The 25,607-nt window shown below is 34.5% G+C and carries 30 protein-coding genes; 5 read left to right on the top strand and 25 right to left on the bottom strand.

Annotated elements, in window-relative coordinates:
- Positions 1-30 precede the first annotated feature (30 nt).
- Positions 31-1,170: an ArgE/DapE family deacylase gene (locus tag BMW29_RS10090; protein WP_092653007.1), complete on the bottom strand. Its 1,140-nt coding sequence runs from the start codon at positions 1,168-1,170 to the stop codon at positions 31-33.
- A gap of 723 nt (positions 1,171-1,893) precedes the next feature.
- Between BMW29_RS10090 and BMW29_RS10085 the strand changes: the two genes are divergently transcribed.
- Positions 1,894-2,085 (top strand): hypothetical protein, encoded by a 192-nt coding sequence (locus tag BMW29_RS10085; protein ID WP_092653005.1) that lies wholly within the window; start codon positions 1,894-1,896, stop codon positions 2,083-2,085.
- Between the two features lie 12 nt (positions 2,086-2,097).
- Here BMW29_RS10085 and BMW29_RS10080 read toward each other — a convergent pair whose 3' ends face one another.
- Positions 2,098-2,637, bottom strand: coding sequence for a hypothetical protein (locus tag BMW29_RS10080; protein WP_092653003.1), 540 nt, complete (start codon positions 2,635-2,637; stop codon positions 2,098-2,100).
- A 3-nt stretch (positions 2,638-2,640) separates the two neighbouring features.
- Positions 2,641-3,111 (bottom strand): Panacea domain-containing protein, encoded by a 471-nt coding sequence (locus tag BMW29_RS10075; RefSeq protein ID WP_092653001.1) that lies wholly within the window; start codon positions 3,109-3,111, stop codon positions 2,641-2,643.
- 201 nt (positions 3,112-3,312) lie between these two features.
- Here BMW29_RS10075 and BMW29_RS14235 point away from each other — a divergent pair, with 201 nt between their 5' ends.
- Positions 3,313-3,576 (top strand): tyrosine-type recombinase/integrase, encoded by a 264-nt coding sequence (locus tag BMW29_RS14235; protein ID WP_092652999.1) that lies wholly within the window; start codon positions 3,313-3,315, stop codon positions 3,574-3,576.
- A 460-nt stretch (positions 3,577-4,036) separates the two neighbouring features.
- On the opposite strand, the gene groL is transcribed toward BMW29_RS14235, so the two are convergent.
- Together groL and groES are read right to left on the bottom strand one after the other, a co-directional pair.
- Entirely contained in the window at positions 4,037-5,671 is a 1,635-nt protein-coding gene (gene groL / locus BMW29_RS10065; protein ID WP_092652997.1) for a chaperonin GroEL, read from the bottom strand.
- A gap of 26 nt (positions 5,672-5,697) precedes the next feature.
- Positions 5,698-5,982: a co-chaperone GroES gene (gene groES, locus BMW29_RS10060; protein ID WP_092652995.1), complete on the bottom strand. Its 285-nt coding sequence runs from the start codon at positions 5,980-5,982 to the stop codon at positions 5,698-5,700.
- Positions 5,983-6,334: 352 nt separating this feature from the next.
- Between groES and BMW29_RS10055 the strand changes: the two genes are divergently transcribed.
- Complete coding sequence (locus tag BMW29_RS10055; RefSeq protein ID WP_092652993.1) at positions 6,335-7,405, top strand: acyltransferase; 1,071 nt, start codon at positions 6,335-6,337, stop codon at positions 7,403-7,405.
- 62 nt (positions 7,406-7,467) lie between these two features.
- Here BMW29_RS10055 and BMW29_RS10050 read toward each other — a convergent pair whose 3' ends face one another.
- The 12 genes from BMW29_RS10050 to BMW29_RS09995 form a co-directional block, all read right to left on the bottom strand.
- Positions 7,468-7,638 carry a LysM peptidoglycan-binding domain-containing protein gene (locus BMW29_RS10050; protein ID WP_177165741.1) on the bottom strand — a complete coding sequence of 57 codons (171 nt, stop codon included), beginning with the start codon at positions 7,636-7,638 and terminating at the stop codon, positions 7,468-7,470.
- A 36-nt stretch (positions 7,639-7,674) separates the two neighbouring features.
- Complete coding sequence (locus BMW29_RS10045) at positions 7,675-8,262, bottom strand: glucosaminidase domain-containing protein (RefSeq protein ID WP_092652989.1); 588 nt, start codon at positions 8,260-8,262, stop codon at positions 7,675-7,677.
- The gene (locus BMW29_RS10040; protein WP_245706269.1) at positions 8,255-8,641 is read right to left on the bottom strand and encodes a phage holin family protein; all 387 of its coding nucleotides are present in this window, start codon (positions 8,639-8,641) and stop codon (positions 8,255-8,257) included. The genes BMW29_RS10045 and BMW29_RS10040 overlap by 8 nt, the downstream gene beginning before the upstream one ends.
- Before the next feature lie 137 nt (positions 8,642-8,778).
- Entirely contained in the window at positions 8,779-9,183 is a 405-nt protein-coding gene (locus BMW29_RS10035; protein ID WP_092652985.1) for a hypothetical protein, read from the bottom strand.
- Positions 9,183-10,826, bottom strand: a complete 1,644-nt coding sequence (locus BMW29_RS10030; RefSeq protein ID WP_092652983.1) for a hypothetical protein — start codon at positions 10,824-10,826, stop codon at positions 9,183-9,185. Before BMW29_RS10030 ends, BMW29_RS10035 begins: the two co-directional genes overlap by 1 nt.
- Before the next feature lie 7 nt (positions 10,827-10,833).
- Positions 10,834-11,937 carry a siphovirus ReqiPepy6 Gp37-like family protein gene (locus BMW29_RS10025; RefSeq protein ID WP_092652981.1) on the bottom strand — a complete coding sequence of 368 codons (1,104 nt, stop codon included), beginning with the start codon at positions 11,935-11,937 and terminating at the stop codon, positions 10,834-10,836.
- 4 nt (positions 11,938-11,941) lie between these two features.
- Entirely contained in the window at positions 11,942-12,886 is a 945-nt protein-coding gene (locus BMW29_RS10020; RefSeq protein ID WP_092652979.1) for a phage tail domain-containing protein, read from the bottom strand.
- Positions 12,886-14,646, bottom strand: coding sequence for a phage tail protein (locus BMW29_RS10015; RefSeq protein ID WP_092652977.1), 1,761 nt, complete (start codon positions 14,644-14,646; stop codon positions 12,886-12,888). The genes BMW29_RS10020 and BMW29_RS10015 overlap by 1 nt, the downstream gene beginning before the upstream one ends.
- 19 nt (positions 14,647-14,665) lie before the next feature.
- On the bottom strand, positions 14,666-14,947 hold the full coding sequence (locus BMW29_RS10010; protein ID WP_245706268.1) for a hypothetical protein: 282 nt from the start codon (positions 14,945-14,947) through the stop codon (positions 14,666-14,668).
- A gap of 29 nt (positions 14,948-14,976) precedes the next feature.
- Positions 14,977-15,411, bottom strand: a complete 435-nt coding sequence (locus BMW29_RS10005) for a tail assembly chaperone (protein ID WP_092652975.1) — start codon at positions 15,409-15,411, stop codon at positions 14,977-14,979.
- 140 nt (positions 15,412-15,551) lie between these two features.
- Positions 15,552-16,076 carry a phage major tail protein, TP901-1 family gene (locus BMW29_RS10000; protein ID WP_092652973.1) on the bottom strand — a complete coding sequence of 175 codons (525 nt, stop codon included), beginning with the start codon at positions 16,074-16,076 and terminating at the stop codon, positions 15,552-15,554.
- Positions 16,077-16,285: 209 nt separating this feature from the next.
- Positions 16,286-16,630, bottom strand: coding sequence for an ArpU family phage packaging/lysis transcriptional regulator (locus BMW29_RS09995; RefSeq protein WP_092652971.1), 345 nt, complete (start codon positions 16,628-16,630; stop codon positions 16,286-16,288).
- A 255-nt stretch (positions 16,631-16,885) separates the two neighbouring features.
- Here BMW29_RS09995 and BMW29_RS09990 point away from each other — a divergent pair, with 255 nt between their 5' ends.
- Positions 16,886-17,083 (top strand): YdiK family protein, encoded by a 198-nt coding sequence (locus tag BMW29_RS09990; RefSeq protein WP_092652969.1) that lies wholly within the window; start codon positions 16,886-16,888, stop codon positions 17,081-17,083.
- Positions 17,084-17,221: 138 nt separating this feature from the next.
- On the opposite strand, the gene BMW29_RS09985 is transcribed toward BMW29_RS09990, so the two are convergent.
- Positions 17,222-17,875, bottom strand: a complete 654-nt coding sequence (locus BMW29_RS09985) for a redox-sensing transcriptional repressor Rex (RefSeq protein WP_092652967.1) — start codon at positions 17,873-17,875, stop codon at positions 17,222-17,224.
- 352 nt (positions 17,876-18,227) lie between these two features.
- Here BMW29_RS09985 and BMW29_RS09980 point away from each other — a divergent pair, with 352 nt between their 5' ends.
- A complete protein-coding gene (locus tag BMW29_RS09980; RefSeq protein ID WP_092652965.1) occupies positions 18,228-20,165 on the top strand; it encodes an ABC-F family ATP-binding cassette domain-containing protein in 1,938 nt (645 codons plus the stop codon).
- Positions 20,166-20,190: 25 nt separating this feature from the next.
- Here the strand turns inward: BMW29_RS09980 and BMW29_RS09975 are convergent, their stop codons facing one another.
- The 7 genes from BMW29_RS09975 to BMW29_RS09945 all read right to left on the bottom strand — a co-directional run bounded on the left by BMW29_RS09975 (position 20,191) and on the right by BMW29_RS09945 (position 25,575).
- Positions 20,191-20,604 carry a DUF1801 domain-containing protein gene (locus tag BMW29_RS09975; protein ID WP_092652963.1) on the bottom strand — a complete coding sequence of 138 codons (414 nt, stop codon included), beginning with the start codon at positions 20,602-20,604 and terminating at the stop codon, positions 20,191-20,193.
- A gap of 66 nt (positions 20,605-20,670) precedes the next feature.
- Entirely contained in the window at positions 20,671-21,696 is a 1,026-nt protein-coding gene (gene tsaD / locus BMW29_RS09970; RefSeq protein WP_092652961.1) for a tRNA (adenosine(37)-N6)-threonylcarbamoyltransferase complex transferase subunit TsaD, read from the bottom strand.
- A gap of 15 nt (positions 21,697-21,711) precedes the next feature.
- On the bottom strand, positions 21,712-22,200 hold the full coding sequence (gene rimI, locus BMW29_RS09965) for a ribosomal protein S18-alanine N-acetyltransferase (protein ID WP_092652959.1): 489 nt from the start codon (positions 22,198-22,200) through the stop codon (positions 21,712-21,714).
- Entirely contained in the window at positions 22,190-22,789 is a 600-nt protein-coding gene (gene rimI / locus BMW29_RS09960) for a ribosomal protein S18-alanine N-acetyltransferase (RefSeq protein ID WP_245706267.1), read from the bottom strand. Before rimI (BMW29_RS09960) ends, rimI (BMW29_RS09965) begins: the two co-directional genes overlap by 11 nt.
- Positions 22,776-23,498 carry a tRNA (adenosine(37)-N6)-threonylcarbamoyltransferase complex dimerization subunit type 1 TsaB gene (tsaB, locus tag BMW29_RS09955; protein ID WP_092652955.1) on the bottom strand — a complete coding sequence of 241 codons (723 nt, stop codon included), beginning with the start codon at positions 23,496-23,498 and terminating at the stop codon, positions 22,776-22,778. The genes rimI (BMW29_RS09960) and tsaB overlap by 14 nt, the downstream gene beginning before the upstream one ends.
- 127 nt (positions 23,499-23,625) lie before the next feature.
- Positions 23,626-24,612, bottom strand: a complete 987-nt coding sequence (gene lacD, locus BMW29_RS09950; protein ID WP_092652953.1) for a tagatose-bisphosphate aldolase — start codon at positions 24,610-24,612, stop codon at positions 23,626-23,628.
- 24 nt (positions 24,613-24,636) lie between these two features.
- Entirely contained in the window at positions 24,637-25,575 is a 939-nt protein-coding gene (locus BMW29_RS09945) for a hexose kinase (protein WP_092652951.1), read from the bottom strand.
- Positions 25,576-25,607: the final 32 nt, after the last annotated feature.

Here is a 25,607-nt window from a genome sequence, read left to right as displayed (position 1 = left end):
CTCTTTTGCAGACTCCTTTTTATGACTGATTTAGGCTAAATAGGTCGTTGCAATCTCTTTATAAATATCAATCATTTCAAGATAATTGTCAACCTCTACATATTCATTTGCTTGGTGTGGGGTTTCATTTCCAGGACCAAATATAATCACAGGAAAAGCCGTTTTTGCTTTCACAAATTCTGCAGCATCTGTTGTCGCAGAAATACCCAATAGTGGGACTTTTTGACCTATTTTCTTTTCTGTAATGTGTTGTGCAAGCTGTGCAATTTCTGAATCCTTTTGACTTTTCACCACTAATTTATTGGCATCAATGGTCAAATCAAGTTTGACACCTTCTTTGGTATTAAACTCAGCAACAATTTCCGTTAATAATTGGACGACTTTTTCATTATTAAAAGCAGGTATAGTACGGATATTACCAGATAAGGTTGCTTTCTCAGGAATACTATTGACTTGGTCTCCACCAGAAATTAAGGTGACATTGTAGTTGAAATTGCCAAGCACATCATCTGTATACTTTTCTTTACGAAATGCTTGATTTGCTGTTGTATAAAACTCATTTAAATGGTCAATGGCATTAATCCCCAGTTGAGGCATTGAACTATGAGCAGATTTACCTGTTGAGGTCACAGTGAAATTAATTGAACCTTGATGCGCATAAACAATTTGATAGCCAGAAGGTTCACCAATAATCATTGCATCAATATCATCTGCATACCCTTTTTCAGTTAGTTGTGCTGCTCCTAATTCGCCTACTTCTTCACCAACAGTTGCTAGTAAGCGGATTTTTCCATTTAATGGCGCTTTTTCTTCAGTTAATTCAATCATCGCAATAACCATCGCTGCTAAACCGCTTTTCATATCGGTTGCACCACGACCATAGATTTTTCCTTCTTTTTCTGTTGCTGAAAATGGATCAAATCTCCATAATGCGCTATCTCCAGGTGCCACGACATCCATATGACCTGAAAATGCTAATACCCTATTGTCAGATGTTCCAATTTCAGCAACTAAATTGTCTCGCTCTTTGGCATATTCAACTTGCTCTGTTTGAATCCCATGTTTCTGAAACAATTGACTTAAGTAATCTGCCACTGCTTTTTCGTTTCCATTCACGGATTGGATACGTATGATATCTTTTAAAATTTGAACTTTTTCTGCTTTTTCCATGAGTCATTCCTTCTTTCAATACGGTCTTTCCTACATATTAATTGTATGCCTAATAAGCTTAAATTGAAAGTAGATGCACTTACTAATGAAATAAAAAGTGTTGGTATAGTTGATTCATAACCAACATACCAACACTTTTATTCACGAGCTTACAACATGGCCCATCATATTGAGTAATTAACCAAAGGTGGCGATACGTGATACACCTTATTCTATAAGCAATCATACGCAACAACAATATAGAGGAAAGGTGTGATAAGTTATCACTTACGAAAATTTACTACCCATTTTAAATATATTATTTAAAAGGTAGTTAAAGATGGTAAAAAAGTACAATAACAAAGTGATTTTATCATAGAAAGAAAAAATTAAATATTTTTACATCTATTCTAATAAAAGTGTCGACTTTATATATCCCATACAACATAATTATATATGTAAGACAGGGGAGGTGGTAAATTGGAAGAAAAAATAAAATTGCTAACATCAATAGTGACGTTAGCAACCGATAGCTTGAATCTTGCAGTAACCTCGAAATTATTAAAGAAAACAAGCTTAGAAAAAGCGCCATAAACGCAAAAATTGATAGTTGGGGCATAATGACCTCTATCCATATTATAACAGAAGGAGGGTTAATATCGAAATCGTAACTTTATTCGTTAGCTTGCTTTCTTTGGGTATTCTCTATAACATCACTAATCATAATAAAAAGGAATGAGCATAATGACTGAATCTAAAACCAGTGAAGCGCAAAAAGAAGCAAACAGACGCTACAGACAAAAGAACAAGGATAAACTAAAGGTAGGTTCTTACAAACGTACCGCTCACTTATTCATTAATACTCATGCTACAACCGACGATTTAGCAGAGTTAGAACAACTTATTGAGCAAAGAAAAAAAACCTTAGAAAATTGATTTTTAAGGCTTTTAGTGATATTTATCTTGTGGACAAAACTTACAAGCTTTCTTACTTAAATCTTTTTGATTATGATTTTTATCAGGGTATATTAAATGATGATGATCAATAAAAAGTGGATATATAATAGTTTGATTATTATTATCTCCACCTTTAACCATAGCACCAACTAACCGAATACCTTGACCATAAGAAAGCTGCCATAACTCAAGCGACTTATCAAATTTTACATTATGAATGTTTTCTATTATATTTATAGCTTGCGTTCTGTATTTTTTATCATCAGAGTCGTTTAATAAATGACAATGGTTAATACCAGTAAACAAATCTCCACCCTGATTTTGAAGGAACGGAAAAAGTTTAGAAACAAGAATATAATAATTTTTAGCACATTCTTTTTCATTCTTTAATTGATTTGTAAAATTCCCAATTCTTGTTGAATGTGTCCAATTAGGGTATTTGGAAAAGTCAATAATTGTTTTAGAATGACTTTTGACATCAACATTATTGATAACAGTGTTTCTTGGATGTGTAGTATTATTTATCTCCATACTTTAACCAACGCGTTGAATATAACAAGAATATATATCCTTGTCTGAAATAATTTCTGTACAATTGTCCAATGGTCCAAAACCATTTCTTGCTTTTTTCCATGGTTTTTCTTGATGTGTAATACTTTCTAGTTCATTACCATCAAAGTTACCATAAACTAACCACACTTCTTCCAAGGTACTATCTACTTCTTTTTCAAACACTTCAATAGTATGTTTATCTACTTTAGGAATTTCATTATATCCATATTCCACATATTTTTTATATAAACTTGGACAAACTGGTCCATGAACCCATGCTTGTATTTCTTCATCGCTAAATAATTTATTCTCTAAATTATCTAAACTATCATTATTTAGAGTTAGAAACCAAGAATAAGCATAATAAACTAATTTTTGTAATTTTTTTGGTGTCATCTCTTCTTTAGATAAAAACCAATTAGCAACATCAAATACTGAATAAGTTTTTTTCATAAGTTGTCATCTCCATTCATTACTCCTTAACACATTATATCAGAACGCATGTTCTTTTTCAAGCGAACAGCTTTAATTTTATGATATTCATGTGCTTTTTCACATATTTAAGAGAATTTTTAAGCAAAAAAAAGTTTCAGTAACATTACATAGTGATTTACCCAGAACGCAAAACGAAGCACGTAGACTCTTAACAAAAAAATAGATGGACTAATAAAAGATATAAAAATTGGAAAAAATAAAAATTTAACATTTAATGAAGTAGCAACGGAGTGGTTGAAGAAATATAAGCATACCGTTAAGGCGAAAACTGCAACAACTCGTGAATACACTTTAAACTTATTAAATAAAATAATTCCAAAAGACTATCTGATTACAAAAATAGATACTCTTTATATACAAGAACTGAGTGAAAAATTTTATTATGAAGAAGATTATTCGTACAATGTATGTAAAACAAGTTAAAACTACCGCTAGCATAAATTTTTGATTTTGCAATTAGTAGAAAATATATTGATAAAAATATTATTGAAGATGTCACTCTTAAAAAGAAACCAGCAACTTTAGAAGAGATTGAGAACGTAGAAAATAATTATTTAGAGCATGACGAATTGTATTCGATTATCAAAAGACAACAATCAACTCATAATGGAAAAAGAAACGCAGATTTAACAGAGTTTTTAGCTTCAACTGGGATACGAATAGGATAAGTTATACCTCTTAAAGCAATAATGAAGAGAGTTGGGCATAGTGATGCTGAAACGACTATTAAAATATAGATGCATGTGACTGAAAAGATGAGTGATAGTTTAATTGATAAACTTGAATTAATTGATTTAACCGTCCCTTTCTTGCCCCCTAACAAAGAAAAGAGTGTTGATAAAACCAATTAAACATTGGTATATCAACACTCTTATTTAAATCCCTACATCATGCCGCCCATCATAGATGGATCCATACCGCCACCCGGCATTCCTGCTGGTGCTTCTGGAGCTGGTTTATCAGCCACTACTGCTTCTGTTGTTAATAATAAGGCTGCAACACTTGCTGCATTTTGTAATGCTGAGCGTGTTACTTTGGTTGGGTCAACAATTCCTGCATCAATCATATTGACCCATTCGCCATTCGCTGCGTTAAAGCCAACGCCTGCTTCTGCATGTTTTAATTTATCCACAATGACTGAACCTTCAAGTCCTGCATTGGTTGCAATTTGACGAAGTGGTTCTTCTAAGGCGCGTAATACAATACTGATACCAGTTGCTTCATCGCCAGTTGCTTCCATTTGAGCAACTTTTGCTAAAACATTCACTAAAGCTGTACCACCACCTGAAACAATCCCTTCTTCAACTGCTGCGCGAGTTGCATTTAGTGCATCTTCAATACGTAGTTTGCGTTCTCTTAATTCTGTTTCAGTTGCAGCACCTACTTTAACAACTGCTACACCACCAGAAAGTTTTGCTAAACGTTCTTGTAATTTTTCTTTATCAAAATCAGATGTTGTTTCTGCTGCTTGTGCTTTGATTAAAGCTGTACGTTGTGCAATCGCATCTGGTGCACCAGCACCTTCAACAATTGTTGTATTGTCTTTTGTGACAACCACTTTACCAGCATGACCTAATTGTTCAATGGTCATATCTTTAAATTCCAAGCCTAAATCATCTGTAATCACTGTACCACCAGTTAAAATCGCAATATCTTCTAACATTGCTTTACGACGATCACCAAAGCCTGGTGCTTTAACAGCTACCACATTAAAGGTACCACGTAATTTATTTAACACTAAGGTTGGTAAGGCTTCACCATCTACATCATCTGCAATAATTAATAGCGGACGACCTTGTTGTAAAATTTGTTCTAATAATGGTAAGACATCTTGAATATTAGAGATTTTTTTATCTGTAATTAAAAGGTAAGGTGATTCTAGAACTGCTTCCATTTTATCGTTATCAGTTACCATATATTGTGATAAGTAACCACGATCAAATTGCATCCCTTCAACAACATCTAATTCTGTCTCAATTCCTTTTGATTCTTCAATGGTAATAACCCCATCGTTGCCCACTTTTTCCATTGCTTCTGCAATTAATGAACCAATTTCTTCATCCCCTGAAGAAATTGCTGCAACTTGTGCAATCGCTTCTTTAGAATCAACGATTTTAGAAATTGCATGTAATTCTTCAACAGCCGTTTTAGTTGCTAATTCAATTCCACGACGAATGCCAACTGGATTTGCACCGGCAGTCACGTTTTTTAAGCCTTCTCGTACAATTGCTTGTGTTAATACAGTCGCAGTTGTTGTCCCATCACCAGCAATATCATTAGTTTTTGAAGCCACTTCAGAAACTAATTTTGCACCCATATTTTCAAAATGATTTTCTAATTCAATTTCTTTCGCAATCGTTACCCCATCATTTGTAATAATTGGTGAACCATATGATTTTTCTAGTACAACATTACGACCTTTAGGGCCTAATGTTACTTTAACTGTGTCCGCTAAAATATCTACACCACGAAGCATTGCGCTACGTGCATCTTCTGCAAATTTAATATCTTTTGCCATGTTCCTTCACCTCATTAAATTTTTTATTAACCAATGACTGCTACAAGATCTTTCTCATGTAACACTAAATATTCTTTTCCATCATATTTGACTTCTGTTCCTGCATAGCTTTCAAATAAAACTGTTTCGCCAACTTGCACGCTGACAGGTAATTTAGTGCCATTATCTAGTGTACGACCTTCGCCTACCGCAATGATTGTACCTGTTTGTGATTTTTCTTGTGCAGAACTTGGTAAAACAAATCCGCTTGAAGTTTGTTCTTGCTCTTTTGTTACTTCAATAATGATACGATCTCCTAATGGTTTTAACACGTTAAATCCCTCCATTTTTTACAAGTTATCCTTTTTAGCACTCAACAACAATGAGTGCTAATACAATTATTATGATAAACATTTATAGCGAAAAATGCAAGAGAAAAGAATATTTTTTTCTGCTTTAATTTAATTCCCCTCTATAAAAATGAAATACGCTGTTTTCCCAAAAATAAATGTACAAATTTTCTATCAAAACAAGATCTTGCCTAAATAGTTGTTACCTACTAATAACACCTCTCTTAGGCTGCTCTTTATCAAACACACTATTCAGGCATTGACTATTTTTATTCCATAACAGATAATAAACAAAGCGAATTAAAAAAATTAAACTAGGAGTCTATTACTTATTATGAAAAAATCAATCAACTTCATTACCTCGTTAAAATTTATCGCCTGTTTTAGTGTGATTGCTGTTCATTTCCGCTTAAATACGGAACATTTAATTCCAGTTGAATATTTTGGCTTTAAAACGAGACTTTTCATGAGTTCTATCTATCAAGTCTTTTTAATCTGTGTCCCTTTATTTCTATTAATTACTGGCTTTTTAATGTATCAAAAAACAGCGACTAAACAGTATTATCTAAATTTATTAAAAGTAGTCACTTTATACATTATTTGCGCTCTTTTTACATATGTGCTACAAAATAAATTTATGGGTGTCCAATACTCACCTCAAGAAATCGTAAAAATGATTTTATCATTTAAGCTCATTGGTTATTCTTGGTATGTAAATATGTATATCGGCTTATATTTATTGATTCCTTTTATTAACAAGCTCATCAATCATTTATCTAAAAAAGAATTTCGTTTATTGCTTCTTACCTTTATCTTAGTCTGTGCGTTACCTATGTTTGTTAACTCAAATCCATTTTTAGCTCAATTTATTTTTTTACCTGCCTATTGGATGGCTACTTATCCTCTTATGTACTATGCAATTGGTGCTTATATTCGTAAATATAGTGAGGAAATTCAGATTAAATCAGTTGTGATTGTTCCTGTCTATCTCGTAGCAACGTTGTATGGTATTGGATTAAACTTCATCTATGCAAAACCATATGTACTTGAAGTAGATGGTTCATATCCATCGTTAATTGTGTTGGTTCAGTCTGTTGCCGTATTTCTACTGATGAAAAATAGGAAAAATATAAAAACGGGTAGAATTGTTTTAATGATTTCAAAATTAACTTTACCTATTTATTTAATGTCATTTGTTGTCGATAAAAAAGTCTATCCTTATGTATTTGAGTTATTAGGAAAAGAAAAAATGGTTTTAGCTAGTCCTTTCATTATTTTAACAATCCTAAGTGCTTCATTGATACTGGCTTATATTTGTAATAGCTTAAATAATTTCAGTTGGCATGTTCCAAAGCTGATAAAAAAAATTCCTTTATTCTCAACAAAGCAACAAAATAACCTTTAAATATAAGCAAGCTACAAGTTATTCATTGATTCCTAATAACTTATAGCTTGTTTTTTTGTGGGTTAATAGTACAAAATTTCTCCTGCTCGAATAAAATCCGGATGACTGATTTGATTTACATGAATTAAATGTGCCATCGAAACACCTAATCGTTCGCTGATTAAAGAGAGCGCATCACCAGATTTTACAAGATAGCTTTGTTTGGGTGCTTCTTGTTTAGTCCCTAAACTCAAAACCTGTCCAACATAAATGAGATCAGCATGAACGATTTAATTTTGTAGCATCAGTTGCTCAATTGTTGTGCCATAATGTTGGGCAATACTGGTTAATGTATCTCCAATTTGTACGGTATGAGTTGCTTTGATTGCTGGAGTTTTAGCTGCTGCCGTTTCTACTAATACTTCTTGATCCCATGAAACTAAGTCATTTGCACGAATCGTTGTCATTAGTTTTTCTGCGTAATTAGGATCCGTTGCATAACCACAGTTTTGAATAGCTAAGCATTGTACCTCATAATCTCGCATCCCGATTAACCCAAGATATCTTGGACCCTCATGAAAAAAAGCACCATGATCTTTAACAGATTCAGCACAACTTGGGTATTTTCTAAAATTCCCTTGAATGGTAATGTACTGACTCCCATCCCACTCTTGAGTTGGCAAGGTCACAAATTGCCCATTGTAGCTCCCTTTTATCCCAAATAAATTATGATTTGGTGGCTGAGCCAAAGTAGACATGCCCCAGCCACTTTCAATCACTGCTTGGGCCGCAGAGACAGATGGTAAAATACCATATTGATACCAACCAGCAATTGCTCCTGCTTTAATACTTTGTAAAAATTGCTTTGTTTTACTCATCTTTTTTCTCCTCCTCTTTTATTTTCATTTGATCTTGTAAGACCCCTAAATATTTACTTAAAAAGCCAATATTAATGCCCATTTGTCCGACATTCTCCAAAATACTGCCTAACTCATAGAGGGTTAAAATAATCGTCCACCAAAAAGCAATATTTAAAGGAATCGATACATGAATCAGCGGCGCTAAGCGATCAATAACATCTGCCGCAATAATTGTAAAAAAGGTCACAAATTTAATGAGTAAGCCTTCAATATTTAAAGATGAATGCCAGTTGTGTTCTTTTAGTGCTTTTACATAGCCTGTCATTAAATCAATGACTAGAGCTGTTAGATAAAGCGACATCACAACTGTCCCACCACCAAAAAGGTATAAAATCATTTCTTTTATCATCTCCCTTTATTCACTTCCTTTCTCTTCTGTTTTATAAAATGAATAGCGATTAGGATTAAAGTACCCTAATCGCTCATTCTGGAACCTTCTTCAATTTTTATTCTTAGCCTCACAACTTATTTTTCTTAAACGTCTCTTGCAATAAAGTTAAAGGTTAACGTGTGGTTTGCTTGGATATGAGTAGAACTCCAAATGACTACCTCTCCTGTTGAAGAAGAAATTCGGATGACTGCTGTTCCATTAATAGCATTTGTTCCGATAACTAACGATATATCACGTACTGGTCGATAGCCTTCTGGAAGTTGCATGATACTATTTGCATTTCCAGTACCTGCTCCACTTGATGCAGCTGTAACCGTTGCATCAATATAGACTACACGATGAATCTTCATCAAACGTGCATCCCCTCTAGAACCATTTTTAAGTGGTACTGTTACCCAACCACTATTTTCATAATTTAGTGCTTCAAAGTTTTGATCAATTGCTTCTGCTGCTTTTTCCATTCCATTAATAATTTTGTTTAATTTCATTACATTTCACTCCTTAATTTTAATTCAAGATTGATATAATCTACTTTTAGTTCTGATTTAACTAATGCTCCATCACTAGCCTCAGCATGGAGTAATGCATAGTAGAAGCCATCACTATTTAAATAATAGGTTGCATTTTCACCAGTCGCGGTATAGCCAATTCTTTTTATTTCATTTAAATTATTGGCTGCTATTCCATCCCAACGGGTACCACGCGCTGTTTTAATTGTTACTTTATTTCCACCAACGCCTTTACCTAAAGCATAGGCATTCACTGTCATTTCATAAATGCTCTTTTGGGCAAAGATTAACTTTTGTGATAAAGTCATATTTTTCATCACTGTAAATTTTCTAGATAAAGCTTCAATCACATTAAATTTAGCAAGTTGTTGTGTCATATTGCCTTTAGATTGAGAAGTCGTATGAACGACATTCTGATTAATTCCTTCTAACGATTCATAGGCGTTCCATAAAGTTTTATCCCCATTAATCAACCCATATCTAAAAGCAGTAGGTGAGATTAACTGCGCACCTACGTCATATAAATAAGAATGTGGATTTTCTTTTAAGCTGCCTATCTTACGTCCCTTTAAATCAAGCTTCATGGTTGTTTCAACATACTGCTTCACATCATTCTGATGATTGCCAATCGTAATTTCTACTGAATAAATGCCTTCCACCAATAAATATTTATTTGGTGCAGTTCTAACAATTGTAGGATTTTCCATGCAATAATTTTTAGGCACCAATACGGTCAATTTATGACGATTATAATGTCTTGCTTCAACAGCAATACTAAATACATCCGTCCCATCAAAACTAATATTACTTGGTTGTGTACTTAGTGGCACTGTTCCGATACCATATTGCCATGCTAGCGCACTGACTTGCGGGAATTCGTTTAAGTTATGCTCTACAGTCAGAAGGGCTTCTGTTGCCTTCATTTCATGTTGATCAGCATTTAGTTGATTTAATTGATTTTGTAAGTTGCTCGCAGTATTTTCATCCAACATATCTTGTAAATTTTCAAACCATGTTTGAAATTCTTTTTTTGCTTCTACTAAATATTTTTTAAGCGTCTCAGTGTTAATATTGGTTTCATGCTGCTTGTTTGCATACCATTCATGCCAATCTGCTTCAAACTGCAACCAAAGTGTTGTTGGATCGATGTCAATTAAAGAGTGAACATAGCCACATAGGGTGCCATCGCCTCGGGTATCTTGAATCATGCTCTGCGTAATCGCCGCACCATCGCCTGGAAGATGAATTCTTGCTAGCATCAATTCATAAATTGCCTTTGTCCGGGTTAATTCATCTGTATTCTTAGCATGCACACTCATCTCACGTTCATTTAAATCTAAACGTAAAACCACAGCTGCTTTTTTAGCGGTTCCTGCAACATCTGAAATATCAAACAATAACGTTTTTGGCTGGTCTGATGCATACAAATAACCATTAATATTCCCATAGCCTGGTTCTACAACAATGGATAGTCCATTTGTTTTTGATGCTAACACTTGTAAATTTTCACTATTATTACTAAAGACACCATTTGAAAATAGTTGTGAGAAGTAACCTGTAAAATCACTGGCTTTATATTTTCGATCCCCATTTTTGGAAGGGAAAAACAATCCTTTTTCCATCGTTTTATCACTTCACTTTCCTTTTTATTTTATCGACTAAGGTCGGTACTTTATTACCAAAAATCAGTCTAATTTCTCGTCCATTTTGTTCATAGACTTCTTCAATTGTTTCAATTCTTGTATCTAGTCTTAAACCTAACTTTTCAGAAATAACCGTTACCTTATCCCCTAAATCATAATCCTCTTGATAGCGTAAATTACCATTCGTGATAACATCAGCTTCCATTGTTTGAATCATTTGATAATTAGCTAGGGTTTCAAGACCTTCTTGTTTAACCAACTCTTTTTGTTCACTTTCACTGATAGGATGGTTTTCATCCCCTTTACCACTACTGGTTGCATCAATATAAATTTCTTTTCGAGAAAGTCCTTGTTCATTATTTGAGACTTCCAATAGCTTTTTGATTTCATCATGTTCATAACTAAGAATGGCTGTTGTTTTTTGATCCATCAGATTTTCTGTAAAGGCCTGTGTCAAAATATTTTCAAACTCCTGAGAAAAAATTGCTTGTGTGTGCTTGGTTTGATTTCCTGTTCTATCAACACCTTGGTAGACATCCAGAAATAATTTTCTCATAGCTAGATTTACCCGTACTTTAAAGCCAAATCCTGTTATTTTGCATAAATCAGACATCGCTTCAAGCAAATTCTGGTAATTTAATGCAATCGTTAGTTTGTCTTTAAATACTGGAAGGTTTCCCATTTCAAATTGCGCTATTCTACGTTTACTATCAGCGGGAGAAAGAATACATTCAGTTAACCAAGAACGAATCAAGATATCGGGTGTTGCAGTTTGTACTTCTTCCTTCATAATGATTCTTCGCTCCAAATAGGCACGTAAATCTCGGCCTTTGATGATAATTTCTCCACCAAAATGCTCGAAGTTAGGCTGTAACTCCTCAATTAAATAAGCCTCTTCTGTATCTGATTGCATCATAAGGTTGCCTGTACAAAGCTGGTTTTCTCGAATCAGTCTGAGCATTTCCTCTGTTAAAGGTAAATGTAGTTCAAAAGAACTCGGTTTAAAATAATGCTTAGTCACGATATAACTGCTAAAATTTTCTAATAGCTGTAAGCGCTCAAGTTGAGGATTCATTAACCATAGCATCATCTAACTACACCCCCACATAGCGCAAATCATATTGCACATTGATTTCTAACTGTTCAGGATGTTTCAACGCTTCATAACGTAAGAAGTTTTCACCAACATCTAACTGAATAAAGGTACTATCTAGTGATAAAACATTAAAGATATTTAGCCATTTTTTAGATTGGTCATCCCATTGTTCAATTCGCTTGTTTCCTGAAATGGTTCGAATACGAACGATATCCCCTGATTTCATGCCCCTATTTAACTGCATAAATTGTGTTTCAGTTCCATCAGGCATGACACGAATGATTTTAGGCGTTTCAACATCTCCAGTTGCTGTTAACAGCATGGTCATACCTGTTTTTTCATCGCCATCATTTGTTAGCTGAACCAAGCCATTTTCCTGTAACACTTCAAGCTCAATTCCTTCTTCTAATTCATTAATAACTGGAAAGGTTAAATCCCATTCAAAATTTGGTAGCCAATTGGATAAATAATGTGTTTCAGCTGTTGTGGCATACCAAAATGGATCTGAAGCAACAAGTGTGATGGAAACACGTTGTCCTTTTTTACTTAAATAACCATCCGTGGTAAAGCTCGGTACATGATCACTTGCCACTTGAATGCGATAACTTTTTTGCTCTTCTGTATAACGTAATTCTAATAATCCTGCTTTGGGATTAAAGATGTGACTCACTTCTCGTCTTAATTCTTCCATCGATTTTGTTTCATCAGCTTGGATGATAAATTCAATCTGAATTTCTCTTTCTGCCAATGTTGATGCCATATATAATGTGCCATCGCCATTGGCATCCATTGTCTTTCTATCTGCTTGAACCTCACCTAATCCATCTAATTTAATGAAAAAATAATTTCCAGTTGGATGACCATCTGTTTGATACGTTTCTTCAACATAATCTTTAATGGTTAGTTTTTTATTTGCTACTTTATTAAAAATTTCGCATTCCATTACATACTCCACCCCATTTCTTGATTTGCTTGACGCATTTTGCGTAGCATTTCTGAAGGTCGTGTAATAGGTTGATTAAATTGGACGGTTTGATGATTGGTTACGGATTGTCCATTGTTACTGCTATTTGCAAATGCACCAGTATCTACCATTGAACTAAAGGTTAATGGTTTTGATATTTTACGCATATCTGCAATGCTCATTTGTAAATCTTTTGGGTCAATGGTGGCTGCGTCTGTTAGATTTTCAGTTGCTCGTTTAACGGCATTCATTTCATTATTAAGTCCCTTAGCTAGCCCAATTGTAATAAATTCTCCCATGCTCATCATGAGTCTTGAAGGTGAATGAATTCCAAAGAACCCTTTAATACCATCTAAAATACCATCAGCTATTTCTTTAATCTTTTTTAATACAGCATCTTTCATATCTGCAATACCACTAATCAAACCATCAATAATATCTTTACCTACATCTTTGATTTTATTAACTTGCTTTCCAAACTCTGTTTTCATTTGTTCAATAATATCTGTTGCAGCATCAAGAATTTTACTCCCTATAGTTAGTACACCTTTGATTAATTCTTCTATAATTTTTACCCCTGCTGCTAAAATTTTAGGTAAATTCTCAACTAAAGCACTTCCCAGTGCAATTATTAGTGTTAATGCAGCATCTATAATTTGTGGTAAATTATCAATAATCCCATCAATTACACCCATTAATAAAGATAATCCCGCATCTATAATTTTAGGTAGGTTTTCAATTAAGGCATCAATTAAGGTTGTTAATAATGTGATGGTTGCATCTATTATCATTGGCAAGTTTTCTACAATGCCGTCAATAATTCCTAATAGCAAACTCAAACCAGCATCTATAATAATTGGCAGATTGGCTATTAAAGCATCAATTAAGGTATTCATTAAAACAATTGCTGAATCAATAATTAATGGCAAATTTGTAACAATTCCATCAACTAACGCAGTCAATAATGTGATTGCAGCAGTGATTAAGAATGGTAGCATTTGTAAAACACCTTCAATTAAACTGTTTAGAATAGTTATTCCTGCTTCAATAATCATTGGTAAGTTTTCAATTAAAGTGTTTGTCAATGTTGTAATAATTTCTAGTATGGTTGTTACTAACATTGGCATAATTGTCACAACACCATTAATCAATTCTGTGAGCAATTCCATACCTAAACTTAGAATAACTGGTAAATTAGTTGTTATAATTTCTACAATACCATTCAATAAAGTGGCAAACATTGGTGCAATAACTGGCAAAACAGCTTTAATTCCTCCAATGATTGATTTCACTAAGTCAATCCCCATCTTCATGAATTCTGGAACTTTGGTTTGTATCATGGAAACAACACTTTGAATTTTATCTGTAAACGTAGAAAGAAAATCAGCCTGGCTAATTTCACCTTTAAATAAACTCATAATATCTGAAAGTATACCAGTCTGTTGTGCAAACATTAAAAATGCACCACCTGCAAGAGCTGCTGGCCCTGGCAAATTTGAAAATTTTTCTTTCAATCCATCAATGGATTCTTGTATGCCACCAAAACCAACTTTATTTATTGCCTCAAATGCTCCTGTTATGCTATCAATTGGTCCTGATATGCTATCAATATTACTTTGCATATTAGTTGCAAAATTTGTAACTGATGAAACGGCATTAGAAAATCCTGATGTAATATTGTTTATTGCTTCAATAGCATTTCTTCCATTAACATCAATATTTAATGAATAATCACTCATAACCTTCCTCCTTCCTCTCTTATTTTTCCAACGTAAAGTTCACTTGATAATCATTTAATGCCTTACTTGCTTGCTGTAGCATCCTTTTATCTGGTTTGTTTTGATTTCCATGATGATTCAAGCTGCGTAAGGCACGATTCTTATCGAAGATTTTTCGTTCATTCGCTCGTTTTGCATGCTGGGCATAGCGCTGAGCCATGGCAGATTTTGCCATCAACTCATATTGATCAATTGTTCTTAACTGCATCCCTCGTAACGCGGCTTCGTATTCCACCAAAGTTAAGTCCAAAATTTGCTCCATATTGCTTATCCCATATTGAAAACAAGTTTCTATGATTGTGAGAGTAGAGAAATGGCTTTCTTGCGTTTTTGTTCCATTTGTTTGGCCAGCGCCTGATTCTTCTCGTCTTTTTTCAGATTGTCCATCAGCGCGTTCCTCATTTTTGCGAAAAAACCACTTGTTTCAAGTACCCCAATTGCTTTTAAAAATAATGTGTCTAGCGCATTTTCATCCTGTTCTAACATCTCATCCAGTGCCTCTTCAATGGCTTCCATACTTGCTCTACCATTTGGATGCATGCCATAATATAGGAAGTTTAATAAGGCATTAATCGAATCACTTTGGAGTCCCATATATAAAAGTGCCAGACCATTTAATTGATTAATCCCGTCTTGCTTAGTTGAACATTGATTTTCAATGTCTCTTGCAAATCGTAAGTTTCCTTTCACTTCGTAAGCTTTTTTTTGAATGTCAAATGTAAACATATTTCTTCTCCTCTTTTCTCTTCGTTATGAAATTTATCATTAGAAATGTTAGGGTGTATCAGAAAACTGCAGTGACATCGTGCAAGTAGTCGTCGCTATCGTTTTCAGAGACACCTGATTACTTTATTTCCTTAATTGAACTACTCCGCAGTAGGCTCTGTGCCTAATTCACCTGTTTTTTCACCAGGGTTTTCAAAGCCATATAAAGCTAAGTTAATTAATTCTTCTGGAATATCTGTTAAGGTTCCTGGTTGTGTTTTACCAATTACTGGTAATGTCACAGTTAATTCTGCAAAGCTATCTGCATCTGAAATCGCCACACTTTGAATAATTGAATAACCAAAACGAGCTGGGTAAGTACCATCTGCATTTTGTTGTAATTCTACACGCCATACTTTTACTTGTTCTTCATGATCATAGGCATTTGTAATGGCTTCTTGACCAGCATCTCCTGGAGCAGCATAAAGTGTCAGTTCAAAGTTTTCTGTTTTAGCACCATAGCCTAAAATACGACCCGATTTTGTTTGCTCATCTAAAGCCTCATGTTCACGTGTCCATGTTCCTTCTGTTTGGAATCCTGGAAGTAAAGCTTTGGCTCCTTTTGCTGCATTTGTTGCTTGAACTAAATAAACTACTTTTTTTCCTTCAATTGGTTGTACTGTCATTTAAAATTCCTACTTTCTTTTTGTTTTTTTGACTGCAGTCTTTGTAATCGGCCTTGATTACATACTTAGTATAACCCCGAAAAGAACAAACGTTCTTTTTATTTTCTGTTTCATTACTGTCAAAAGTCTTTCAAAAATCTTTTTTAGCAAAAGAAAAAAAGCTTTTAAAAATGAGTGTTTCATTTCTAAAAACTTTTTTGTTCTTCTATTTAGAATCCCCAGAAAAAGGCTAAGGTTTCTAGCGCTTCTCTTTTCATGCGATAATAATAGGATTCACTCATATTCAATTCCATATATACCTGAATATCAGTATCATATTCATTATGCTTCAAATAACGCTTTTCAATAATATCTTGCTGTTCCTTTTGTGGTAAAAGGGCGATGGTTGATTTGATGTCCTCTAATTCTTCTAAAGCTTCTTTACTTCTTTCTACTAATTCTTGCCGAGCAATTTTCCTGCCGTATAAACTGGCTACAGCAACTAGCTTTGGCACTGCTTTAAGCTTTTCATCTACTTTTTTTCTGCTGCTTCTTTCTACTCTGTTTTCTCTCATGTTCTCACCACTTCGCTTTAATATTGAGGGTATATTGCGCCGCGTTCCTCCACATTATAGCAAACGTATGTTCTTTTGTCATTCTTTTTTTATAAAATAGCATCAACTAAATGATTCATCCTTTTAAAATATCACTTCAATAGTAGACAAAAAAATTAAATGAATCCTACACGATTAAATGATTTATTTTTATATTTGTTCTATTTATTGTTATAATGGCTAAGATGGTTAAAAAACAATAAAGGGGTGATCGTCATGATGAGTAAAAAAAGTTTTCTCACTCAAATTATTGTGAATTTTATTTTTGCTATAATTTTTATCCTATTTGCTTTTGATTCAGTTTCCCAAGATGGTTGGGATATTTGGTCGATTCTTTGTGTTGCTTTTGCAACCACTGATTTAATTCGTGGGGTTAAATTATGGCAGTTTTATCGTAAATTAAAAAAACAGTAAAACAATTCATTCAAGTAAAAAATCCACTCTCTTCTAATAGAAGAGGGTGGATTTTTTCTATTGTTAAGATGACTGAATGAAACTTAATTTAAAATAAGGAAAAAATATTATCATAAATTCTATCACTACATAATCTTTTTATTCTTCTTCACTAACTTCTTCCCCAGCATAATTATCTAAGAAATAAATAAGTGTTTGTAGTTCATTGGTTAAATCAACATTTTGAACGCGAACATTTTTTGGCACTGTAATTCGAACAGGTGTGAAGTTCATAATCCCCTTCACTCCAGCTTCCACTAATTTATTGACTGTATCTTGTGCAACTTGAGCTGGTACAGTTAAAATGGCGATTTCAATTTGTTGTAAGGGAATTTGCTCCATCATTTCATCCATTTGATAAACAGGTATACCGCTATAAATGGTGCCAACAATTTCTTCTTTGACATCAAATGCTGCACTAATTCGTGTATTATTATTTTGATGAAAATTATAGTTCAATAATGCATGACCTAAGTTTCCAACACCAATTAAAGCCACACTTGTTAAATGATCTTGATTTAATGTTTTACTAAAGAATTTCATTAAGTTCTCAACATCATAGCCATAACCACGTTTTCCAAGCGCACCAAAATAAGAAAAATCTCTTCTAATGGTTGCACTATCAACCTTTACTGCATCACTTAATTCAGTTGAAGAAACTCTTTCTTTTCCCGCATCATTCAAAATTTTTAAATAACGATAATAAATAGGTAAGCGTTTTGCTGTCGCTTGTGGTATTTTTTGTGTTGACATATTCTTCCTCCGTCTATTTTCAGTATGTAAAAACTGTAATTTTCACAAACATATATTCATTTTATACTTCAATTATAAACAACATTTCCATTTTAAACAAATCTTGTGCTTATGTTCACAGCATTAATTGTCTACTTATATGATACAGCTTACCAAATATCCTGCTGTTTATCTATCATTATTCTTAATTTGTGACTTTATTAGACTCATACAGTTTTCAAGAAACTGTATTCATTAATAGTTAAAATGCTTGTGAAATTTTTGAACAAGTAGATTTTATTGGTTTTTTCAGCCCAAGTATCTTAATTTATGATAAACTGAGATTATCTAGTGATAGAAAGGATTATGAGCGATGATATTACTTCAAGTACAACAAGTGGCACGCTATTTTGGTGCAGATACACTTTTCGAAAATATTCAATTAGAAGTGCAAGATACTGACCGTATTGCTTTAGTTGGCAGAAATGGTGCAGGAAAATCAACTTTATTAAAAATGATTGCTGGTGAAGAAGAGCCCGATGCTGGGAAAATTGTGAAAGGTAAAGAAATTACAATTGGCTACCTCGCACAAAATACAGGGCTTCATTCTGAAAAAAACATTTGGGATGAAATGTTAGAAGTTTTTGAACAGGTGCTTTTGATGGAAGAAAAATTGCGTCAATTAGAAATCGCGCTTGGGGATGAACAGGTTTTAAACAATCCAGCACTTTATGAAAAAACGTTAGCTACTTATGACCAGCTTCAACATGATTATCATGCCTCTAATGGTTTTGGCTATGAAGCAGAAATTCGTTCGGTTTTACATGGCTTTCGTTTTTATGAAGCAGACTATCAAAAGAAAGTTAAAGAGCTCTCTGGTGGTCAAAAAACACGTTTGGCATTAGCTAAATTATTATTAGCAAAAAAAGATTTATTAATCTTAGATGAGCCTACAAACCACTTAGATATTGACACCTTGGCGTGGCTAGAAAATTATCTAACAACTTATCAAGGCGCGCTTTTAATTGTCTCTCATGACCGTTACTTTTTAGATAAAGTGGTTACTCAAGTTTATGAAATAAGCAGACAAAAAATGACTCATTTTGTTGGAAACTATTCTAAATATTTGGTTCAAAAAGCAGCAAACTTAGAGCAAGAATGGAAGGAATTTGAAAAACAACAAACTGAAATCGCTAAGTTAGAAGATTTTGTGAATCGTAATTTGGTTCGTGCTTCGACAACTAAACGGGCTCAAAGTCGCCGGAAAAAATTAGAAAAAATGGAAAGATTAGACCGCCCACAAGGCGATGAAAAATCTGCGCATTTTATGTTTCAAGCTGAAAAATCAAGCGGAAATGTGGTATTAGCTGTTGAAGATGCTACAATTGGTTATGGTCAACAAGCCTTATCATCTGCCATTCAATTAGATATTAGAAAACAGGAAGCGATTGCGTTAGTCGGTCCTAATGGGATTGGTAAATCGACTTTATTAAAATCAATTACTGGGGAGCTACCTTTTATTAAAGGCTCCGCAAGTTTAGGTGCAAATGTTGCCATTGGTTACTATGATCAAGAGCAAGCACATTTGGTTTCAAATAAATCCGTTTTAGCTGAGCTTTGGGATGCGCATCCAACAACACCAGAAAAGGATATTAGAAGTATTTTAGGTAGTTTCTTATTTTCAGGAGACGATGTTGAAAAATTGGTTTCTTCTTTAAGTGGTGGAGAAAAAGCGAGATTAGCTTTAGCCAAACTTGCAATGGATCAGGATAATTTTCTGATTTTGGATGAACCTACCAACCACCTTGATATCGATAGTAAAGAAGTATTAGAGAATGCTTTGATTGATTATGATGGCACAATTCTCTTTGTTTCCCATGACCGTTACTTTATTAATCGTATTGCAACATCTATTGTGGAGCTATCTGAGGATGGCAGTAAGCTTTATTTAGGGGATTATGATTATTACCTTGAAAAAAAATTAGAGGAAAAAGAATTGCTCGAGCTTAAACTGCAAGAAGAAAATAAAGACCAAGCTCCTGCTCAAAAAAATAAAGTCCATCATCAAATCAATAAAGAACAGCAAAAACTTATACGTCAATTAACTCGAAAAATTGAAGGCATAGAGGCGGAATTGGCAACTGTTGAAGCAGATATTGAAGCTGCTGAAGTAGAGCTAACAAAGCCTGAGATTTTTGGTAATCATTTATTGGTACAGGAATTAAATGATACTCTTTCTGCACTTAATCAGCGTTATGAAGCATTAATGAACGATTGGGAGCAATATAGTATGGAATTAGAAAGTTTATAAATTTTGAAATTAAAAAAGACAAAACTCAGTTTTTGTCTTTTTTTCTGATATGATAAGTTAATGCCATTTCAATACAAAAGCTTAATGCTTTTGTTGGTAATACTTTCTTTGGATCTAAAACGATGGCTCTTGTTTTAGAAAACTCAAGCTCCTCTTTAAATAGTTCTTTAAATTCTTCTATTAATGTTGTTTGACAAGAAACAAATAGGGCAATTTTATCAGCACCAAATCGATCTATCCGAATTGGTGTGCCTGATTTGGTGACTTTTGTACTATAGGTTGGTTGATTCCACTTGAGGCTTTCTTCAATTTCTCCAACTACTGGCATGTTGTTGGCAGTTACCAAAATTAATTGACGTAGTGCCAATAATGGTTGTCGATAAGCTTCTGGATAATTGTCAAAAACATTTGCGACATTTTCTTCTTTGATTGCGATCATAAAATCCCCCTTCTTTCTTCATCAAAGGAATAATCTCAAACAAGCAAGATTTCCTGATGTGTCTATTTATTTTTCATCAATTTCTAAACTAGGAATGGCATTTAAATCATATCCTGCCCATTCTTCTTTTTGATAGGAAATATAAGCTGCTGCACCAATCATCGCTGCATTATCACCACATAAAGCTAATGGTGGAATCATCAGTTTTATGTCTGCTAGCTGACAAGCCATTTGTTCTTTTAGTGTGGCTCTTAATCCAGCATTAGCAGCTACGCCACCCGCTAAAACTAAAGTCTTAACCTGATACTCTTGACAGGCGCGAATGGTTTTAGTGACAAGTACTTCAATGACGCTTGCTTGAAAACTTGCTGCTAAATCCTCTTTATTTAAAGCGATTTGCTTCTGTTCAGCATTATGGACGGTATTAATAAACGCACTCTTTAAGCCACTAAAACTAAAATCATAATTGTTCTCTTTAATCATCGCTCGTGGAAAATGGAAAGTATCCTGTCCAATATGAGCCATTTGATCAATTTGTTTGCCTCCTGGATAGGTCAGTCCTAGCACTCTACCAACTTTATCATAAGCTTCACCAGCAGCATCATCTCTTGTTTCTCCAACAATTTCAAAAACGCCATCTTTTTCCATATAAACCAGTTCAGTATGCCCACCACTTACCACTAATGCCATGAGCGGAAACTCCAAAGGTGCTTCAAAACGATTGGCATAAATATGTCCAGCCATGTGATTTACCGGAATGAGTGGCAATTGATGTGCAAAAGCAATAGCTTTGGCTGCATTCACGCCCACTAGTAAAGCCCCTACTAACCCAGGACCTTCAGTTACCGCAACAGCTGCTAAATCTTGATAGGTTACCTTTGCTTGAGACATCGCTTCTTCAATACATTGAGTAATTTGCTCAACATGATGTCTACTAGCAATTTCTGGTACAACACCACCAAAACGCATATGACTCTTAATTTGTGAGGCCACAATATTGGAAAGGATGATGTGTCCATCTGCTACAATTGCAGCACTTGTTTCATCACAGCTTGTTTCAATCGCTAATATTAAGGTTTTCTTTTGTGTCATTTTTTTCCACACTCTCTATTTTTCATCTATTAATTGAAGAGACATGATGATGCCATCTTCTTGAGGGGCATGATAATATTTTTTACGGAGTCCAATTTGTGTAAAGCCAACTTTTTGATAAAGCTTTTGTGCCGGCTCATTACTAGCCCGCACTTCTAACAAGATTTGTGTACATTGCCAATTTCTTGCTTCATAAATCAGTGCTAACATTAATTGCTCTCCAATTTTAACCCCTTTTACTTCTGGTGCAACAGCAACACTCAGCACTTCCACTTCATCTATTACCTTATGACAGCCTGCAAAGCCTAATAATACTTCTTTTTGATAAAAAGCAAAGTAATAAGCCTTTTGATTTTGTAATTCCTCTATAAAAAGTGCTGGTTTCCATGGGGAACCTGTTAGATAGCTTTGATCAGCAAGCTGAAAAAAATCCTGACCTAAAGCTTCTGCTTCTTTCGGAAGATGGATGCATTTTATTTCTCCTACTAGCTGCTTATCCCTCATCTATTTCTACCATTAAGTCTTTTTTATTTCTTAAATCTAAACTCATTTCTAAGGCATCTTCAAGATCACTGGCATAGTAAGCTTTTTTGATTTTTCCATCTACAAATCCCATTTTTCGATAAACACTTTGAGCGGTTGTATTAGAGGTTCTTACTTCTAAACTCATTATATTATTTTCTTTTTGAATGGCTAATTCAACTAGCTCCTTGATTAAGAAGGAAGCCAAGCCTTTATTTCTAAATTTGGGGATAATGGCAATATTTGTAATATGTGCTTCTCCTTGAACAAACCAAGCACCAATGAAACCAATGAGTTGATATTCAAAAACGAGTACTAAATAAATGGCATTTTTATTGCGTCGCATCTCATGTTCAAAAGCACGTCTATTCCAAGGTGTTTCACCATGATAGCTTAAACGCTCCACATCCAAAAGACCATCAATGTCTTCAAAAAAGCCACGTCGAAAAATAATGGTGTCTGCTACTTCTAATAAGGTTAATTCTTTTTCAATTACTTGAAAAGAATCTCTTTGCCATCTGTTGTTCGGCTTTTTTTCTTTAATGTTGAAAAATTCTTTAAATTTTTTCAATGAAATTCCCGCCTTTTAACTCAGGATGTGCTTTTTGCCAGTTCTCCTCTGCCTCTGCTAATTTTAAATAAGAAGGCAAGAATTCATGGGTATCACTTGGCGCTTCAGCTAATCCCAAGCGCCCTAGCACACAAGCAGAGGGCATATTTTCTTCTGGAGCAGCAAAATCATAAGCCACACTTAAATGCTTTTTAAAAATTGGGTCAAATTGTTCAGCATCCATTCCTACAAATAAAATCGGCTGGTTTATTTTTTCAAGCTGCTCACTCATTTTTTCAGCAGCAATATGCTGATCAGGAATAACGACTGCCAATTGCTTTCCCTTATATTGATAGGCACCTGTATAGATATTGTCTCTTCGTGCATCAAAAATAGGCACAATCACTCCTTCAAAATGTCGCACATTTCCTGCAAGTGATTTTAAGCTTGAGATGCCCACTAAAGGAATATCTAGTGTCCAAGCAAGTGTTTTGGCAATCACAACGCCAATTCGTAAACCTGTATAAGAACCAGGACCTTTAGCAACCACTATTTTTTCTAACTGATTGGGTACCATTCCGACTTCTTTCATTAGTTGGTCAATGCCAGGCATTAAGCGTGTGCTGTGATTTCCTTTAATATTTGTGGTTAATTCCCCTAAAATTGTTTGATCCTCTAAAAGTGCAATAGTCATCACTTGATTGGATGTGTCAATTGCTAATATTTTCATATTTATCGTCACCTATTTTTCTCTACTTATCAGTTTCATCATTATTTATCTATTTTAGCACAATTCAAGTAAAAAAATAAGAGAACCTTCTTGAAGCACGAAAGTTCTCTTATCCTAGTAATTCATTTTATTTTACTTTTTGATACCACGATGACGCAGTCTCTTTTAAGACTTTATTTAAAGCTTCAATATTCTCTTTACCTGTTGTCTTTAGCCATTTTGTGCCGGCTGCTGAACCTTCACTAGCAAATGGCGCTACACCATTTTTCCAAGTTGCACGGCCACATAATACGCCATTAAAGGTTGAGCCTGCTTCATGGGCAAATACTAGTGTTTCTTGGAATAAAGCAGCACTGACACCTGCACTTAAGAAGATAAATGGTAAATCAGTTACTTCACTCTGTTCTTTGAAATAGCGCGTTGCTTCTTCTTTTGTATATAAGACTTCACCTTGAGCATAGCCCTCTACAAATTCCATATTCACAGGTACTTCTACTTTTAAAACATCTACATGATAAGCTGGTTTAGAAAATTCTTTCATCATTTCATTAACCTTGTGTGGTTTTACCTTTGCATAAGCGGCACTTTTCACATCATCATTTGCGGCATCATAAGAAACCAACTCTAGGAAAAATGGGATATCTTCAGCTACACACTCTGAACCTAAACGTTCAATAAAAGCATGCTTGCGATCATTGATTTCAGTAGCCTCATCTACATCATAATAAAGTAAAAATTTAATCGCATCGGCTCCTACTTCTTTTAAGCGATGAACAGACCATGTTGGTAATAAATCTGGTAATCTACCTGGCTCAGTTGCATCATAGCCTGTTTTTTCATAGGCCACTAGCAAACCGGCATTGCTTGCTCTTTTCTTAGCAGCTGGCAAGCCATATTCTGGGTCTAATAAAATAGAGGTAGCATAAGGGGTTAATTTCTCAGAAACCAATTCCTTAAAAGTAACAATCCCTTCGTCCCCAACTGGCTGATCACTGGCCGCAGCAATCATTTTCTTTAATGAACCACGTTGATCAATTGCTAATGCACCAATAATTCCTTGTTCATCTGATAATCTTTCCATTGCTGCTCTTTTACTCTTTGTTAATGTTAACATTTGTCCTTCACTCCCAATTCGTATTTAATCAATTTTTGTAACCTTTACTTGTTGATAATAAGCATCAAAATGTGTGATTGAAATATAACCTGTTTGTGCTTCCATTGTGTTTAACATTCCTGTCGTCATTGCCGTAGCAAGAATCGCTTCAATTGTTTTTCCTTCAGAAATCGCTACCGCCAAACCTGCCACAGTTGCATCGCCTGATCCTACTGGATTGACAACCTCAATTTTAGGAATCTCTACTTGATAAAAAGCATCATGATATTTAACAAACGCCCCTTGAGCCCCCATTGAAATCACCATACAAGCAATACCAGTAAAACGTTCATCTTTTAATACAGCCTTTAACTCCTGAATATCTCCATTTAAATTTTTCTCAACAATCTGACTCAGTTCAGAGAGATTTGGTTTAATTAAATAAGGCTTATACTTAGACTTCAAGGTGGCTTCTAAAGCTGGACCTGAGCAATCAAGTAAGACTTTCACCTGTTTTTCTGCTGCAATAGCAAGTAGCTGACAATAAAAATTAATTGGGAGGCCTAACGGTAAACTACCTGAAATAGTGACCACTGATACTTGTTCCACTTGATGCTTAAAATGCTGCAAAAATTGCTGTGCCTCTTGTCCACCCAAAGTTGGACCCGCTTCCAAAATTTCTGTTTGCTTGCCATCATCATGCAAAATTGCAATACAATTTCGTGAGGGTTGATCAGTTTGAAGGAACTCATGTGCAATGCCATCATTTGATAGTTGTCTTTCCATAAATCCCCCTAACTCTCCACCAACAATTCCTGTAGCTAAAACATTTTTTCCTAGTAAATGGATGACCCTTGCAACGTTTAATCCTTTTCCACCTGCAGTTTTGCTGACTTCTTTTGTTCGATTCACATCATCTAAAGCAAAATGCGCTATCGAATAGGCAATATCTACGGATGGATTTAGTGTTACCGCTAAAATCACAACCTCACCTCTCAATCTCAAAAAGTTTGTTT

The sequence above is a fragment of the Isobaculum melis genome, from assembly GCF_900111355.1.
GTDB classification, from domain to species: Bacteria; Bacillota; Bacilli; order Lactobacillales; family Carnobacteriaceae; genus Isobaculum; species Isobaculum melis.
Note: the sequence above shows the minus strand (reverse complement) of the source record. Positions and strands in the feature narration are given on the sequence as shown.

What these genes read in the sequence shown, in the direction of transcription:
- BMW29_RS09980 (WP_092652965.1), top strand. Translation starts at nt 18,228, where the DNA reads ATGATATTACTTCAAGTACAACAAGTGGCACGCTATTTTGGTGCAGAT.
- BMW29_RS09990 (WP_092652969.1), top strand. Translation starts at nt 16,886, where the DNA reads ATGATGAGTAAAAAAAGTTTTCTCACTCAAATTATTGTGAATTTTATT.
- BMW29_RS09995 (WP_092652971.1), bottom strand. Translation starts at nt 16,630, where the DNA reads ATGAGAGAAAACAGAGTAGAAAGAAGCAGCAGAAAAAAAGTAGATGAA.
- BMW29_RS10040 (WP_245706269.1), bottom strand. Translation starts at nt 8,641, where the DNA reads ATGATTTTATACCTTTTTGGTGGTGGGACAGTTGTGATGTCGCTTTAT.
- BMW29_RS10010 (WP_245706268.1), bottom strand. Translation starts at nt 14,947, where the DNA reads ATGGAGCAAATTTTGGACTTAACTTTGGTGGAATACGAAGCCGCGTTA.
- BMW29_RS10015 (WP_092652977.1), bottom strand. Translation starts at nt 14,646, where the DNA reads ATGAGTGATTATTCATTAAATATTGATGTTAATGGAAGAAATGCTATT.
- BMW29_RS10055 (WP_092652993.1), top strand. Translation starts at nt 6,335, where the DNA reads ATGAAAAAATCAATCAACTTCATTACCTCGTTAAAATTTATCGCCTGT.
- BMW29_RS10080 (WP_092653003.1), bottom strand. Translation starts at nt 2,637, where the DNA reads ATGGAGATAAATAATACTACACATCCAAGAAACACTGTTATCAATAAT.
- BMW29_RS10025 (WP_092652981.1), bottom strand. Translation starts at nt 11,937, where the DNA reads ATGATGCTATGGTTAATGAATCCTCAACTTGAGCGCTTACAGCTATTA.
- BMW29_RS10075 (WP_092653001.1), bottom strand. Translation starts at nt 3,111, where the DNA reads ATGAAAAAAACTTATTCAGTATTTGATGTTGCTAATTGGTTTTTATCT.
- lacD (WP_092652953.1), bottom strand. Translation starts at nt 24,612, where the DNA reads ATGTTAACATTAACAAAGAGTAAAAGAGCAGCAATGGAAAGATTATCA.
- BMW29_RS10030 (WP_092652983.1), bottom strand. Translation starts at nt 10,826, where the DNA reads ATGGAAAAAGGATTGTTTTTCCCTTCCAAAAATGGGGATCGAAAATAT.
- BMW29_RS10045 (WP_092652989.1), bottom strand. Translation starts at nt 8,262, where the DNA reads ATGAGTAAAACAAAGCAATTTTTACAAAGTATTAAAGCAGGAGCAATT.
- BMW29_RS10005 (WP_092652975.1), bottom strand. Translation starts at nt 15,411, where the DNA reads ATGTTTACATTTGACATTCAAAAAAAAGCTTACGAAGTGAAAGGAAAC.
- BMW29_RS09985 (WP_092652967.1), bottom strand. Translation starts at nt 17,875, where the DNA reads ATGTCAACACAAAAAATACCACAAGCGACAGCAAAACGCTTACCTATT.
- BMW29_RS10000 (WP_092652973.1), bottom strand. Translation starts at nt 16,076, where the DNA reads ATGACAGTACAACCAATTGAAGGAAAAAAAGTAGTTTATTTAGTTCAA.
- BMW29_RS10020 (WP_092652979.1), bottom strand. Translation starts at nt 12,886, where the DNA reads ATGGAATGCGAAATTTTTAATAAAGTAGCAAATAAAAAACTAACCATT.
- groL (WP_092652997.1), bottom strand. Translation starts at nt 5,671, where the DNA reads ATGGCAAAAGATATTAAATTTGCAGAAGATGCACGTAGCGCAATGCTT.
- BMW29_RS10090 (WP_092653007.1), bottom strand. Translation starts at nt 1,170, where the DNA reads ATGGAAAAAGCAGAAAAAGTTCAAATTTTAAAAGATATCATACGTATC.
- rimI (WP_092652959.1), bottom strand. Translation starts at nt 22,200, where the DNA reads ATGAGGGATAAGCAGCTAGTAGGAGAAATAAAATGCATCCATCTTCCG.
- tsaB (WP_092652955.1), bottom strand. Translation starts at nt 23,498, where the DNA reads ATGAAAATATTAGCAATTGACACATCCAATCAAGTGATGACTATTGCA.
- BMW29_RS10085 (WP_092653005.1), top strand. Translation starts at nt 1,894, where the DNA reads ATGACTGAATCTAAAACCAGTGAAGCGCAAAAAGAAGCAAACAGACGC.
- BMW29_RS10035 (WP_092652985.1), bottom strand. Translation starts at nt 9,183, where the DNA reads ATGAAATTAAACAAAATTATTAATGGAATGGAAAAAGCAGCAGAAGCA.
- tsaD (WP_092652961.1), bottom strand. Translation starts at nt 21,696, where the DNA reads ATGACACAAAAGAAAACCTTAATATTAGCGATTGAAACAAGCTGTGAT.
- BMW29_RS09975 (WP_092652963.1), bottom strand. Translation starts at nt 20,604, where the DNA reads ATGATCGCAATCAAAGAAGAAAATGTCGCAAATGTTTTTGACAATTAT.